A 14,566-nucleotide genomic window follows, 5' to 3' on the forward strand; every position below is an offset into this window, starting at 1 on the left:
TCTTTCGCATTTCCGCCATATACACCGGAAAGACGGACGGATGATATCATGAGCGCAACGGTCGAATTCGCGAGGATGAACGGGCTTGGCAACAAGATCCTGGTTGTCGACATGCGCGGCCGGCCGGACAAGGTGACGCCTGCGGCGGCGGTTGCGCTCAATGTCGATCCGCAGACCGAGTTCGACCAGATCATGGCGATCCATGATCCGAAGGCCGAGGGCACCGACGCCTTCATCGATATCTTGAATTCCGACGGTTCGAAGGCGCAGGCTTGCGGCAACGGCACGCGCTGCGTCGTGCAGGCGCTGGCCGCCGAGACCGGCCGGAAGGCCTTCACCTTCCAGACGGTCGCCGGCATCCTCAACGCCGTCGAGCACGAGGACGGGACGATCTCGGTAGATATGGGCCGGCCGGTGTTCGATTGGAACAGGATCCCGCTCGCCGAAGAATTCCACGATACCAGCCGCATCGAACTACAGATCGGACCGATCGACAATCCGGTGCTGCATTCGCCCTCGGTGATGTCGATGGGCAATCCGCATGCGATCTTCTGGGTGGATCGGGACGTGATGTCCCACGATCTCGCCCGCTTCGGACCACTGCTGGAAAACCATCCGATGTTTCCCGAGCGCTCCAATATCACGCTGGCGCAGGTGACCTCGCCGACATCGATCACGACGCGCACCTGGGAGCGCGGCGCCGGGCTGACGCTCGCCTGCGGCTCGGCGGCCTGTTCCGCCGCTGTCAGCGCCGCACGCACCGGCCGCACCGGCCGCAAGGTGACGGTCAACGTCGCAAGCGCCAAGCCGCCGGCCACGCTTTCGATCGAATGGCGCGAGCGCGACGACCATGTCATCATGACCGGCCCAGCCGAATGGGAATGGTCGGGCAGGGTCGATCCTTCGACCGGTCTCTGGTCACGCGATGGTACCCGAGAGGCGGAGGCACAGTGAGCGGCATCGAGGTCATTACCTTCGGCTGCCGCCTCAACACATATGAATCGGAAGTGATGAAGGCGCAGGCTGAGAAGGCCGGGCTCAACAACGCCGTCCTGGTCAATACTTGTGCGGTCACCGGTGAGGCTGTGCGCCAGGCCCGCCAGGCGATCCGCCGGGTGCGACGCGACAATCCGCATGCCCGCATCATCGTCACCGGCTGCGCCGCACAGACTGAGAAAGAGACCTTCGCCGCGATGGCAGAGGTCGATGCCGTGCTCGGCAACGAGGAGAAGCTTTCGAGCGGCTCCTATCGCAGCCTGCCGGACTTCGGCGTTTCGGCCGAAGAGAAACTCCGTGTCAACGATATCATGAGCGTCAAGGCGACGGCGCCGCAGATGGTCAGGCATATCGACGGCCATGTGCGCGCCTTTATCCAGGTGCAGAATGGCTGCGACCACCGCTGCACCTTCTGCATCATCCCCTATGGCCGCGGCAATTCCCGCTCCGTGCCGATGGGAGCGGTCGTCGACCAGGCCCGCAAGCTCGTCGACAGCGGGTATCGCGAGATCGTGCTGACCGGCGTCGACGCCACAAGTTATGGCGGCGATCTGCCGGGGGCGCCGACGCTCGGATTTCTGGCGAAGACGCTGCTGAAACAGCTTCCGGATATTCGCCGCCTGCGGCTTTCCTCGATCGACAGCATCGAGGCCGATGCCCACCTGATGGATCTCATCGCCGACGAGTCCCGCTTCATGCCGCACCTGCATCTGTCGCTGCAGCATGGCGACGACATGATCCTGAAGCGGATGAAGCGCCGGCATTTGCGCGCCGATGCGCTGCGTTTCATCGAGGAGGCGCGCCGCCTTCGCCCCAATATGAGCTTCGGCGCCGACATGATCGCCGGCTTTCCCACCGAAACCGAAGAGATGTTCGAAAATGCCGTGCGGCTGGCCGAAGAGGCCGACATCGCGCATCTGCACGTCTTCCCCTACAGCCCCCGTCCCGGCACGCCGGCAGCCCGCATGCCGCAGCTCGACCGGTCGCAGGTCAAGGAGCGCGCCGCCAGGCTGCGTGCCACTGGACATAGGCTCCATCAAGCCCATCTCGACGGCATGATCGGCAGCCGGCAATGGCTGCTTGTCGAAAACAGCGGCCTGGCGCATACGGAAAACTTCACGCTTGCCGCGGCACCCGGCCTTCGTCCCGGCGAACTTGTGCCGGCCACGATCACCGGCCACAATGGCAAGCATCTCGACATGCAATTGACGGCCGCAGAGGCGGCCTGACTTCTCACGGAATCCCCATGGCGCTCAGTTTTATCAAAAAGGTCTTCACCTTCGGCAAGGACAAGCCGGCGGAGACAGATACGGTAGAGACTGCCGACGTAAAGGCGCTGCAAGCAGAACTTGAGCCGCATTCGCGCGAAGAGCATCTGCCGCTTGCCGATGATCCGGTTCTCGCCGAGGAAATGGATACGGCTGGCGGCCCGGCTGCCGATGTCGGACAGGGCGGGGCGGAGGAGCCTGCCGGCGAGGATGATGCCGAACCCGCTATCCTGCCCCCTGCTGACCAGTTGAGCGACATGGGTGTGGTGCCGCTTTCGCTGCTGGAGGCCGAGGCCACCGCAGAAGCGGAGACGGAAACCCAGCCGACCAACGGCAACGCTGCGGAAGCACCCCCCTCTGTCCCTTCGGGACATCTCCCCCACAAGGGGGGAGATCGTTCGGAGGCTGACGCGCCGGCTTCGGTCGAAGGGACAGCGGAAGTCGCAGAAGCGCTCTCAGAGGAAATTTCTGCTGAGATCAATGTAGAAGAAGACATTTCCGTTCAGCCGATCTCCCCCCTTGTGGGTGAGATGTCCGGCAGGGCAGAGGGGGGTATCACATCCACCGAGCCTTCCGAGACGATCGCCGAACAGCCGAAGCCGGAATCTCCCAGTCTTCCCAAAGGCTTTGCCACCGGGCCGGCAATCGTCGCGCCGGAACCCATTCTCCCGCAGCCGAAACTCAGCTGGTTCCAGCGCCTGCGCAACGGCCTTGCACGCACCTCCTCGCAGCTGACCGGCCAGATCACCGCGCTCTTTACCAAGCGCAAGCTTGATGACGAGACGCTGCAGGATCTGGAAGACCTGCTGATCCAGGCCGATCTTGGCGTCGAGACCGCCATGCGGGTCACCGATACCCTGGCTTCCGAGCGTTATGGCAAGGATGTCACCGGCGAGGACGTCAGCCGGATCATGGCGTCCGAAATCGCCAAGGTTCTGAAGCCGGTCGCCAAGCCGCTGCAACTCGACCTGTCGCACAAGCCGCATGTCATCCTCGTCGTCGGCGTCAACGGCACCGGCAAGACGACGACGATCGGCAAACTCGCGGCGAAGCTCTCCGGCGCCGGGCTGAAGGTGATGCTGGCTGCCGGCGACACCTTTCGCGCCGCGGCAATCGAGCAGCTGAAAATCTGGGCCGACCGGACGAAATCCGAATTCATCGGCACCAAACTCGGCGCCGATGCCGCCGGCCTTGCCTATGACGCCTTCGAACTGGCGAAAGCAAAAAAATGCGACGTGCTGATCGTCGATACCGCCGGCCGGCTGCAGAACAAGGCCGAGCTGATGGCCGAGCTCGAGAAGATCGTCCGCGTGCTTGGCAAGCTCGATCCCGATGCTCCGCACACCGTGCTGCAGACGCTCGACGCCACCACCGGGCAGAATGCGCTCAGCCAGGTCGAGATCTTCCGCAACGTCGCCGGCGTCAATGGGCTGATCATGACCAAGCTCGACGGCACGGCGCGCGGCGGCATTCTCGTTGCCATTTCCGCCAAGCATAAGCTGCCGGTCTATTTCATCGGGATCGGCGAGGGCGTCGAGGATCTGGAACCGTTCGAGGCTGAGGATTTCGCTCATGCCATTGCCGGACTTCCCCAATGATGCCACAGATATGCCGCCGAAAGCGTGCAAGGCACGGCCGGCAATCAGGTTTTCAGGAATAGCAGGTTTGAAGGACGCATGAGCACCGAAAGCGATATTACCCCGACCGCGGCCGACCGGCATCACCCGTTGCTGAAACTGGCACTGGAACTCGGGCCGCTGCTGATCTTCTTCTTCGCCAATCTGCGCGGCCAGTGGCTGGTGGAACGGTTTCCTGCTCTTTCGGAGCTGGGTGGTCCGCTGTTCGTCGCAACCGGGCTTTTCATGGCGGCGACGGCGATTTCGCTGATCGTTTCGAAGATTGTGCTCGGCCATCTGCCGATCATGCCGTTCGTCTCCGGCATCGTGGTGCTGATCTTCGGGGCGCTCGGCATCTACCTGCAGAACGAGACATTCATCAAGATGAAGCCGACCATCGTCAACGCGCTCTTCGGGGTGGCGCTGCTTGGTGGGCTTGCCTTCGGCAGGTCGCTGCTCGGCTACGTCTTCAATGCCGCCTTTCAGCTCGATCCGGAGGGCTGGCGCAAGCTCACCATTCGCTGGGGCATCTTCTTCCTGTTTCTCGCCGTGCTGAACGAGGTCGTCTGGCGCAATTTCTCCGACGGTACCTGGGTCGCCTTCAAGGTCTGGGGCACGATGCCGATCACCATCATCTTCACGCTGGCGCAGATGCCGCTGGTGCTCAAACATAGCATCAACCTGGAAACGGACGGCGAGAAGTGAGCGCGGCAGACGTCGAATATCGGGCCAGACACCAGACCTTCTGGTTTGTCGCCTGCCTTGCTGTGCTGGTCGCCCAGATCGTCGCCGAATATATGATGGGCCGCGTGCCGATCTGCGCCTGCGGCTACGTCAAGTTGTGGGAGGGCGGGGTCAATACCAGCGGCAATTCGCAGCACCTGTCGGATTGGTACACGCCGTCGCATATCATCCACGGCTTCCTGTTCTACGGGCTCGGGCATCTGATCCTGCGCCGCAAACCGCTGGCAGCGAGGCTGCTGCTGGCGCTGTTCATCGAATCCGGCTGGGAACTGCTGGAGAATTCGCCTCTGATCATCGACCGCTACCGTACGGCGACGATCGCGCTCGACTATTACGGCGACAGCATCCTGAATTCGGCGATGGATACCGTCTTCATGTGCGTCGGTTTCTTCTTCGCAGCGCGTGCGCCAGTGGCGCTCACGGTTGCGATCGCCATCTTCTTCGAGATTTTCACCGGCTACATGATCCGCGACAACCTGACCCTCAACGTGGTGATGCTGATCTGGCCGGTGGAGGCGATCAAGGTCTGGCAGGGCGGCGGCGCGTAAGCTCTTACGAAACCGGCTTCCCCAATGCCTTTTCCATCGCTGGAAACAGCCCTTCCTTCAGGCTGATATCGTCGAAGGGGCCGACGCGTTTATAGAGGATCGTGCCGTCGGGGCCGACGAGGTAACTTTCCGGAATGCCGTAGACACCCCAGTCGATCGCTGCCTTGCCGTTCGGATCGATGCCGATCGCCTGATAGGGATTGCCAAGCTCACCGAGGAAACGCACGGCGTTGTCGCTCTTATCCTTGTAGTTGATGGCGACGATGTTCAGCCGTCGGTCTTTCGCCAGCTCTTTCAAAACAGGATGTTCGTCCCGGCAGGGGATGCACCACGAGGCGAAGACGTTGACGAGGGTCAGCTTGCCGTTGACGGCGGCATCGGTCAGCGCCGGCAGGTTGGCGCCAGCGAGCGGCGGCAGGTTCAGCGCCGGCGCCTTGGTGCCGATCAGGGCGGAGGGGATTTCGGCGATGTTCTTGCCGTGGAAATCCTGGTCGTAGAGCATCTTTGCTGCCGTTGCGGCAATGCCGCCGAAGACGATCAGCGGCAGAAGCGCCAGCGCGTAGCGGCCAAGTCCGCGCGGTTTGGCGGTGGTGGTTTCAGGCGTCTCGCTCATTCGCCGTCCTTTGCGCGCGCCGAGCGGCGGCGAATGCCCGCGGCTTCGAGCGCTGCGAGTTCACGGCGGCGGGCTAGACCGTCGGCCCAGGTCCATAGCGTTACGACGACCGTCAGGAGCGCCGCAAAGCCATAGGAAGCGTAGACGTAGAAGGCATGCGTCACCGGCTATTCCTCCCGGCTCGCAAGGCGGGCGGCAAGACGGCGCTGGGCGGCAATGCGGCGGCGCCAGATCTCGTTGCGCATCGCCATGATATGCAGCGTGAAAAAAAGCAGGGTAAAGGCGATCGCCATGACGAAGAGCGGACGCAGGAATTCCGGATCGATCGCCGGGCCATCGAGGCGCATCACGCTTGCCGATTGATGCAGCGTATTCCACCACTCGACCGAGAACTTGATGATCGGGATGTTGACGAAGCCGACGAGGATGAGCACGGCGCTGACACGTGCGGCTCTCGACGGATCGTCAATGGCGCGGCTGAGCGCAATCAGGCCGAGATACATCAGGAAGAGAACGAAAACCGAGGTCAATCGCGCATCCCAAACCCACCAGGTGCCCCACATCGGCTTGCCCCAGAGCGAGCCGGTGACAAGCGCAAGCAGGGTAAAGGCGGCGCCGAGCGGCGCTGCGGCCTTGGCGGCAACGTCGGCGAGCGGATGGCGCCAGACCAGCGTGCCGATCGCCGAGATGCTCATGACCGTGTAGCACATCATCGCAAGCCAGGCCGCGGGCACATGGATGTACATGATGCGCACGGTTTCGCCCTGCTGGTAATCACCTTCTGTGGAGAAGCTGAGATAGAGGCCGATCGCGAAACAGAGGGCGGTAATGCCGGCCAGCCACGGAATGACGCGCGCCGCCAGCGCCAAGAACCGGGTCGGGTTGGCGAGGTCGCTGAATTTGCTGATGGCAAGGCTGGTTTGGCTCATGTTCGCTTCCTTACCGTGATCCGACTTTTCCCGCAATCGGATGCCAATCAATCCGCCGTGTTTCGCAGCGCAAGGGCCGCGGCAGCCGGGCCGATGACCGCGAAGAACAGCGTCAGCGCGATGAGGATGAGAAAGGGCGGCAGGAACGGGGCGGGATCCTCGACGGCGGCATAGGTGGCGCTGACACCGAAGATCAGCACCGGGATGGTCAGCGGCAACACGAGGATCGAGACCAGCAGACCGCCGCGGGGCAATGCCACGGCGACGGCGGCGCCGACAGCGCCGATGAAGGTGATGGCGGGCGAGCCGACAAGCAGCGTCAGCGCGGTCGCGCCGATCGCCCTCTCGTCCATGTTCATGAAGAGGCCGAGCAGCGGCGAGGCGATGACCAGCGGCAGGCTGGTGGCGGTCCAGTGGGCGAAGCATTTGACCAGGACGGTCAGGACGAGCGGTGTTTCCTGCATCAGCATCAGGTCGAGCGATCCGTCATCGCGCTCGGCCTGGAACAGGCGGTCTAGGCCAAGAAGGGCGGCGAGCAGCGCGCCGATCCAGACGATGGCGGGGCCAATGCGCGAAAGCAGCTTGAGGTCCGGACCGACCCCGAAGGGGATGACGGCGACAATGGTCAGGAAGAACAGCACGCCAATCAGCGCGCCGCCGCCGGCGCGGATGGAGAGTTTGAGGTCGCGAAGGAAGAGGGCGGTCATGCGGGGCGGCTCTTTGCATGAGTTGTGGTCGGGGCGGCACCCCCCTCTGCACTGCCGGGCATCTCCCCCACAAGGGGGGAGATCGGCACGATGCATGGGCTTCGAGAAATCTTAATCGCGCGCCAAGCGGCCGCGTCCATCTGCAGCGTTTGACTGGGGCAAGAGGCCGCCCCTGGCCGATCTCCCCCCTTGTGGGGGAGATGCCCGGCAGGGCAGAGGGGGGGTGCAACGCCTCGAACCATCATCCCCACACTCCCTGATCCACACCGGCAAAGCCGGTCATCTTCAACTCGTGCGCATTCTTCAGCCCCAGCGGCTGATGCGTCGCCGCCAGCACGATGCCGCCTTTGGCCAGATGCGCTTCGATCAATTCGGCCAGCAGCTGGTCGGCGCGGGCATCCAGTGCGGCTGTCGGTTCATCGAGGATCCATAAGGGGCGATGGGCGACGAGCAGCTTGGCGAAGGCGAATCGACGCTGCTGGCCGGCGGAGAGGTAACCGAAGGGAAGGTGGGTGATCCCCGAAAGGCCGACGGCGTCAGCGGCGTCCTCGACGGAGAGACCGGCAGAGCCTCCTATACCGCCAAAAAAGCTGCGCCAGAAATCGAGGTTTTCTGCAACTGTAAGTTCATTCTTCATCGCATTTCGATGGCCAAGGTAGTGGCTGACCTCGGAAGAACGGCGGTCGTCTCCGCCCTCTCCGTCATGGAAGATGACGGCGCCTTTTTCCGGACTCAGGAGGCCGGCGACAACCCGCAGCAAAGTGGACTTTCCCGATCCATTTCTTCCCGTCAGCACAAGCGCCTCGCCGGCTGCCAAGTGAAAGGAAATGTTAACGAAAATGAGATCCTCACCGCGCCTGGCAGCCAGATTTTCGGCGGTGAGATGCATGCGTCGGCTCTTTCTTCGTTTCGGGTCGCGGCGGGGTCAAAAAATCTCCGATTTTGACCGCGCTCGGGTATGGCAAGTTTTTAGGAAATTATCTATAAGAGCCGCAACCACGCCAGCGGTCGGCGTGAATTTCATCCTTGCGCCGAACTTGGAGCATCTGTTCCACGTGCGGACAGCGGAAATGGCCGTACCCGCATCCTGATGTGCATTAAGTGCATAGGCGTTCGCACGACTGTGTTGGCTATCAGAACGGGGTCTCTCGTGTCTAAATCTCTTGACAGCTTCAATTGTCGTTCCACCCTTTCCGTTGGTGGAAAGGACTATGTCTATTACAGCCTGCCCAAGGCTGAGGCAAACGGTCTGGCCGGCGTCTCGAAGCTTCCCTATTCGATGAAGGTGCTGCTCGAAAACCTGCTGCGCTTCGAAGACGGCCAGTCGGTCACCAAGGAGCATATCCTCGCTGTTGCCGAATGGCTGAATAATAAGGGTGCGGTCGAAAACGAAATCGCCTACCGCCCGGCGCGCGTGCTGATGCAGGACTTCACCGGCGTTCCCGCCGTCGTCGATCTTGCCGCGATGCGCGACGCGATGGTGTCGCTCGGCGGCGATCCCGAGAAGATCAACCCGCTCGTTCCCGTCGATCTCGTCATCGACCACTCGGTCATCGTCGACGAATTCGGCACGCCGCAGGCTTTCGCCAGGAATGTCGAGCTGGAATACCAGCGCAACGGCGAGCGCTACCGCTTTCTGAAATGGGGCCAGCAGGCCTTCAAGAATTTCCGCGTCGTGCCTCCCGGCACCGGCATCTGTCATCAGGTCAATCTCGAATATCTCGGCCAGACCGTCTGGACCAAGGAAGAGGACGGCGAGACGATCGCCTATCCGGATACTTGCGTCGGCACCGACAGCCACACGACGATGATCAACGGTCTCGGCGTGCTCGGCTGGGGTGTGGGTGGTATCGAAGCTGAGGCGGCGATGCTCGGCCAGCCGGTCTCGATGCTGTTGCCCGAAGTCATCGGCTTCAAGCTGATCGGCAAGCTCAAGGAAGGCGTCACGGCGACCGACCTCGTCCTCACCGTCGTGCAGATGCTGCGCAAGAAGGGCGTCGTTTCGAAGTTCGTCGAATTCTTCGGCCCCGGCATGGACAATATGCCGCTCGCCGACCGCGCGACGATCGGCAATATGGGTCCGGAATACGGCGCCACCTGCGGCTTCTTCCCGGTCGATGGCGAGACTATCAACTACCTCACCGTGTCCGGCCGCACGCATGACCGGATCGCTCTCGTCGAGGCCTATTCGAAGGCCCAGGGCATGTGGCGTGATGGCGACGGTTCAGATCTCGTCTTCACCGATACGCTGGAACTCGATCTTGGCGACGTGGTGCCGTCGATGGCCGGCCCGAAGCGTCCGGAAGGCCGCATCTCGCTCGAGAACATCGCGACCGGCTTTGCCGGCTCGATGGATGCCGATTACAAGAAGCCGGGCCAGCTCAACAACCGCTACGCCGTCGAAGGCACGGATTTCGATCTCGGCCATGGCGACGTGGCGATCGCTGCCATCACCTCGTGCACCAACACTTCCAATCCGTCGGTACTGATCGCTGCCGGGCTTCTGGCTCGCAACGCCGTAGCCAAGGGCCTGAAGACGAAGCCCTGGGTGAAGACCTCGCTGGCACCGGGATCGCAAGTCGTCGGCGAATATCTTGCCACGTCAGGCCTGCAAGCCGATCTCGACAAGCTCGGCTTCAACCTCGTCGGCTTCGGCTGCACCACCTGCATCGGCAATTCCGGCCCGCTGCCGGCGCCGATCTCGAAGACGATCAACGACAAGGGCCTGATCGTTTCCGGCGTCCTTTCCGGCAACCGCAACTTCGAAGGCCGCATTTCGCCCGACGTGCAGGCGAACTACCTGGCTTCGCCGCCGCTCGTCGTCGCCTATGCGCTCGCCGGTACGGTGCAGATGGATCTGACCAAGGAGCCGATCGGCGAAGACCAGAACGGCAATCCGGTTTATCTCAAGGATATCTGGCCGACCTCGCACGAGGTGCAGGAGTTCATCCAGAAATACGTGACCCGCGAACTTTACGAAAGCAAGTATGCCGACGTCTTCAAGGGCGACGTCAACTGGCAGGCAGTTCAGGTTCCTCCGGGCCAGACCTATGCCTGGGACGACGATTCGACCTATGTCCAGAACCCGCCCTACTTCGTCGGCATGGGCAAGAAGGGCACCGGCATCGCCGATATCAAGGGCGCCCGCGTCCTTGGCCTGTTCGGCGACAAGATCACCACCGACCACATTTCGCCGGCCGGTTCGATCAAAGCGGCATCCCCTGCAGGTGCCTATCTGCTCGGCCATGAGGTCGCCGTTGCCGACTTCAACCAGTACGGCACACGCCGCGGCAACCATGAAGTGATGATGCGCGGCACCTTCGCCAATATCCGCATCCGCAACCATATGCTCGGCCCGAACGGCAAGGAAGGTGGCTACACCATCCACTACCCGTCGAAGGAAGAGACCTCGATCTACGACGCGGCGATGCAGTACAAGGCCGAAGGCGTGCCGCTCGTCATCTTCGCCGGTGTCGAATATGGCAACGGCTCCTCGCGCGACTGGGCTGCCAAGGGCACCAATTTGCTCGGCGTCAAGGCTGTCGTCGCCCAGTCCTTCGAGCGTATCCATCGCTCGAACCTGGTCGGCATGGGCATCATTCCTTTCGTCTTCGAAGAGGGTACGACCTGGCAGAGCCTCGGCCTGAAGGGCGACGAGCTCGTCACCATCGAGGGCTTGGAAAAGATCAAGCCGCGCGAGAAGAAGATCGCCAAGATCACCTATGGCGACGGCACTGTGAAGGAAGTTCCGCTGCTGTCGCGCGTCGATACGCTCGACGAGGTGGTCTACCTCAACAATGGCGGCATCCTGCAGACGGTTCTGCGCGATCTCGCTGCCTGATTGTTAAGAGCTTCATAATATGATGATGGCCGCCGGAGAGCATTTTCCGGCGGCTTTTCTTTGCGGCGACGGTATTTGAGGGACCTCACGATGATTTGTTTTATGCGGGTTCCGGTTGCGCTGCGTCTCACCCGTTCGTGACTTTTCGTTTGGATCCGGAAGGATTATTCGTACGTTCATATGTCAGGGCCTCCGGTCGAACACGCCGTCGGCGCTGAAAAAGAGGTGCAGGTGAATGTCCCCCCGTTTTCTGATTCCGCTGATCGCCGGCGTTGTTCTCTCAGGCCCGCTTCAGGCCGAAGACGGCACGCCGAAAGGTGTCGTCGAACTGTTTACGGCGCAGGGCTGCTCCTCCTGTCCTCCCGCGGATGCTGCTTTCCGTAAGCTGGTGAGCCAGGGCGATGTCATCGCGCTCGCCTATCATGTCGATTACTGGAACTATCTCGGCTGGGCCGATACGCTGAGCTCGAAGGAAAACACCGAGCGGCAATATGGCTATGCGAGGACAATGGGCCGCAGCAACGTCTACACGCCGCAGGCCATCGTCAACGGGCGCGGTCATCTGGCCGGCGCCGATCTCAACGGTATCAACGGCAAGCTCGATACCTATAGCGGCGAAGGCAACGGGCTGACCGTCCCCATCAGCGCGTCGATGCGCGGCGACGAGCTGGAGATCAAGATCGGCGCGGGACAGGGCAAAGCCAATGTCGTGATGGTGTATTTCGACAAGGAAAAGACCATCGACGTCGAAAAGGGCGAGAACAGCGGAAAGAAGATTTCCTATCTGCACAGCGTCACCAATGTCGAAACCGTCGGCATGTGGGACGGCAAGGCGACCAGTCTGACGCTGCCAGCCAGTGTCCTGCAGCGGCCGCAGCTCGAGGGCTGCGCGATCCTGCTGCAATCGGCGACCGACAACGGCGATCCGGCTGCGATCCTTGGGGCGACCGTGGTGATGGCTGGAAAAAACATCTGAGATTTCATCCGCTTGCGGATGAAGTACCGGGCGGCCCGGCCGAGCGTATTCGGGGCTGGGGTTAAGGTCGATACGCTCCGCCGGGCCCTTTGGCGCGCTGGCGCCAAACCGGGATTCATAATTCTCCTGCAAATGAGGCGCTGTTTTGACTGAAATGCGGCGCTACCGAGAAAGCGACAACGCTATTATGCGCATCGGACGATGCGCCGATTCAAAGTGCTACGGCATCCTTGCGCGTCCAACGCGCGGCGCTGGAGTGCGGCCGAATGTGACGGCCGGCACTCTTGCAATTTGCGGCGGCTCGGGCACACTGTCACTCTCCTGTCACATGCAGAGGCCTCGGAGACTGAATGACAGATCAGCCGGATTTGCGACACGGCGAAAGCCGTTCCGTCGACAATAGTTCCTCAGTCGTCGTCGATCTCAGGGAATACAAGCAAAGCAAAGATCCACTTCCGGTGACCTTTCATCGGCGCGAACTGGATGCGATCCTCTGGATCTACGGCCGTATGGTCGGTGACGGCGAATGGCGCGACTACGCCATCGATCATCTGAAAGACAGGGCGGTATTTTCCGTCTTCAAACGCTCCGGTGAAATGCCGCTCTTCCGCGTCGAGAAAAATCCCAAGCTTGCCGCCAAGCAGGGCGCCTATTCGGTGATCAACGTCCACGGCACCATTCTGAAGCGCGGTCACGAGTTGAACCAGGTGTTGAAGGTGTTCGACAAGGCGCTGAAGCTGGTCGATAAGTAAGCCGAAACACTTTTTCTGCATGTCGTTATCCCGGAACCGCTGCACACTTCCGGGCGACATGCATCAGCCGGCAAACAGCGTGCCGGGATAGATGGACGGATCCGGATCGGTCGTCATACCCTCGCCGAGGACGCGCTGCATGAGCATCGTATCCAGCCAGCGGCCATGCTTGTAGCCGGCCCCCCGCATCAGGCCGACCTCCACGAAGCCCGCCTTGAGATGAAGCGCGATCGAGGCGGGGCTGGCGCCGCCGATGACCGCGATCATCTGACGAAAACCGAGACCGGTGCAGCGGTCGATCAGCTCGGTCATCAATGCTTTGCCGATGCCGCGGCCGCGGGCTTCGGGCGCCAGATAGATCGAATCCTCGACTATCCAGCGATAGGCCGGGCGGACGCGAAAGGCCGAGGCATAGGCGTAGCCGAGCAGGTTTCCGTCAGCATCGGCTGCGGCGATATAGGGATATTGCTGGCCGACGATCGCCGCAAACCGCTGCGCCATCTCAGCCTCGGACGGCGGCGTGATCTCATAGCTCGACGTGCCGTTCAGGACGGATTCGCGATAGATTTCGGCGATGGCGGGGATATCGGCTTCGGAAGCATTGCGCAGGAGGAGGGACATTTCGGCGGCAGGTCCATCGGAGGGCAAGGTCTCTCCTAAACCATTCCGCGAAAGCCGGCGCAACAAAAAAGGCGGCCGAAGCCGCCTTTTCGATCTCAGTCTGTCCTGCTTATTTACGGTTGCCCATGAACTGGAGCAGGAACATGAAGAGGTTGATGAAGTCGAGATAGAGCGTCAGCGCACCCATGATCGCCTTGCGGCCGGCCACGGCGACGTCATCGGCTTCCAGGTACAATTCCTTGATCCGCTGCGTGTCGTAGGCGGTAAGGCCTGCGAAGATCAGGACGCCGATCGCGGAGATCGCGAACTGCAGCGCGGACGACGCCAGGAAGATGTTGACGATTGAAGCGATGATCAGGCCAAAAAGCCCCATGATCAGGAACGAGCCCATCGCCGACAGGTTACGCTTCGTGGTGTAGCCGTAAAGCGACAGCGCGCCGAAGGAGGCGGCGGTGACGAAGAAGGTCTGAACGACGCTCTGGCCGGTGTAGACCAGGAAGATCGACGAGAGCGACAGGCCGACAAGTGCGGCATAGACCCAGAAAGTCGTCTGGGCGGCGGCCACGCTCATGCTGTTAATGCGGAAGCTCAGGAAGAAGACGGCCGCAAGAGGCGCAAGGATGACGACCCAGCGCAAAGGCGACTGGAACAGCAGCACGCCGAACTGGGTGAGCTGGCCGTCCTGAACAGCGAAGTTGAATCCGAGATATGCGGCCACGCCGGTGATCGCCAGACCCAGCGCCATCAGGTTGTAAACCTTGAGCATATAAGTGCGCAGGCCTTGATCAATCATCTCGCCGGTCTGCGCGCGGCTTTGATAGTTACGAAGGTCAGCCATAGTTTCCTCTTACAAGCTCCGATGGAAATACGGTGTCGGGTTTTCGACCCGGGCGCCGCTGCGGAGCTCCAGCATGCCTGCAGACAATATGAGGCTTTCGCCGATCGCAAACAAGAG

Annotated in this window: 15 protein-coding genes; 8 read left to right on the forward strand and 7 right to left on the reverse strand. The window is 61.6% G+C overall.

Going from position 1 to position 14,566, the window contains the following annotated elements:
- The first annotated feature begins 48 nt into the window (after positions 1–48).
- The 5 genes from dapF (at position 49) to HJB83_RS13310 (ending at position 5,172) form a co-directional block, all read left to right on the forward strand.
- Complete coding sequence (gene dapF / locus HJB83_RS13290; RefSeq protein ID WP_221159561.1) at positions 49–954, forward strand: diaminopimelate epimerase; 906 nt, start codon at positions 49–51, stop codon at positions 952–954.
- Entirely contained in the window at positions 951–2,225 is a 1,275-nt protein-coding gene (gene mtaB, locus HJB83_RS13295) for a tRNA (N(6)-L-threonylcarbamoyladenosine(37)-C(2))-methylthiotransferase MtaB (protein WP_221115454.1), read from the forward strand. The genes dapF and mtaB overlap by 4 nt, the downstream gene beginning before the upstream one ends.
- A 17-nt stretch (positions 2,226–2,242) precedes the next feature.
- Entirely contained in the window at positions 2,243–3,862 is a 1,620-nt protein-coding gene (gene ftsY, locus HJB83_RS13300; protein ID WP_221115455.1) for a signal recognition particle-docking protein FtsY, read from the forward strand.
- Positions 3,863–3,940: 78 nt separating this feature from the next.
- Positions 3,941–4,585: a septation protein A gene (locus tag HJB83_RS13305; RefSeq protein WP_007632438.1), complete on the forward strand. Its 645-nt coding sequence runs from the start codon at positions 3,941–3,943 to the stop codon at positions 4,583–4,585.
- Entirely contained in the window at positions 4,582–5,172 is a 591-nt protein-coding gene (locus HJB83_RS13310; protein WP_221115456.1) for a DUF2585 domain-containing protein, read from the forward strand. The genes HJB83_RS13305 and HJB83_RS13310 overlap by 4 nt, the downstream gene beginning before the upstream one ends.
- Before the next feature lie 4 nt (positions 5,173–5,176).
- Here the strand turns inward: HJB83_RS13310 and HJB83_RS13315 are convergent, their stop codons facing one another.
- From HJB83_RS13315 to ccmA, 5 genes are all read right to left on the reverse strand, one after another.
- On the reverse strand, positions 5,177–5,785 hold the full coding sequence (locus tag HJB83_RS13315; protein ID WP_207582153.1) for a DsbE family thiol:disulfide interchange protein: 609 nt from the start codon (positions 5,783–5,785) through the stop codon (positions 5,177–5,179).
- Positions 5,782–5,949, reverse strand: coding sequence for a heme exporter protein CcmD (gene ccmD, locus HJB83_RS13320; RefSeq protein WP_207582152.1), 168 nt, complete (start codon positions 5,947–5,949; stop codon positions 5,782–5,784). Before ccmD ends, HJB83_RS13315 begins: the two co-directional genes overlap by 4 nt.
- Before the next feature lie 3 nt (positions 5,950–5,952).
- Positions 5,953–6,714, reverse strand: a complete 762-nt coding sequence (locus HJB83_RS13325) for a heme ABC transporter permease (protein WP_207582151.1) — start codon at positions 6,712–6,714, stop codon at positions 5,953–5,955.
- Between the two features lie 47 nt (positions 6,715–6,761).
- Entirely contained in the window at positions 6,762–7,421 is a 660-nt protein-coding gene (ccmB, locus tag HJB83_RS13330) for a heme exporter protein CcmB (protein ID WP_207582150.1), read from the reverse strand.
- Positions 7,422–7,662: 241 nt separating this feature from the next.
- Positions 7,663–8,310 carry a heme ABC exporter ATP-binding protein CcmA gene (gene ccmA, locus HJB83_RS13335; RefSeq protein ID WP_207582149.1) on the reverse strand — a complete coding sequence of 216 codons (648 nt, stop codon included), beginning with the start codon at positions 8,308–8,310 and terminating at the stop codon, positions 7,663–7,665.
- Positions 8,311–8,571: 261 nt separating this feature from the next.
- Here ccmA and acnA point away from each other — a divergent pair, with 261 nt between their 5' ends.
- From acnA to HJB83_RS13350, 3 genes are all read left to right on the forward strand, one after another.
- The gene (acnA, locus tag HJB83_RS13340; RefSeq protein WP_207582148.1) at positions 8,572–11,262 is read left to right on the forward strand and encodes an aconitate hydratase AcnA; all 2,691 of its coding nucleotides are present in this window, start codon (positions 8,572–8,574) and stop codon (positions 11,260–11,262) included.
- Positions 11,263–11,497: 235 nt separating this feature from the next.
- Entirely contained in the window at positions 11,498–12,238 is a 741-nt protein-coding gene (locus HJB83_RS13345) for a thioredoxin family protein (RefSeq protein WP_207582147.1), read from the forward strand.
- A 350-nt stretch (positions 12,239–12,588) separates the two neighbouring features.
- A complete protein-coding gene (locus HJB83_RS13350) occupies positions 12,589–12,990 on the forward strand; it encodes a DUF2794 domain-containing protein (protein ID WP_164007576.1) in 402 nt (133 codons plus the stop codon).
- 63 nt (positions 12,991–13,053) lie between these two features.
- Here the strand turns inward: HJB83_RS13350 and HJB83_RS13355 are convergent, their stop codons facing one another.
- Both HJB83_RS13355 and HJB83_RS13360 read right to left on the reverse strand, forming a co-directional pair.
- On the reverse strand, positions 13,054–13,611 hold the full coding sequence (locus HJB83_RS13355) for a GNAT family N-acetyltransferase (RefSeq protein WP_221131709.1): 558 nt from the start codon (positions 13,609–13,611) through the stop codon (positions 13,054–13,056).
- A 109-nt stretch (positions 13,612–13,720) separates the two neighbouring features.
- Positions 13,721–14,449: a Bax inhibitor-1/YccA family protein gene (locus tag HJB83_RS13360; RefSeq protein WP_007632456.1), complete on the reverse strand. Its 729-nt coding sequence runs from the start codon at positions 14,447–14,449 to the stop codon at positions 13,721–13,723.
- Positions 14,450–14,566 lie beyond the last annotated feature (117 nt).

This window comes from Rhizobium sp. NZLR11 (genome assembly GCF_019685115.1).
GTDB lineage: Bacteria > Pseudomonadota > Alphaproteobacteria > Rhizobiales > Rhizobiaceae > Rhizobium.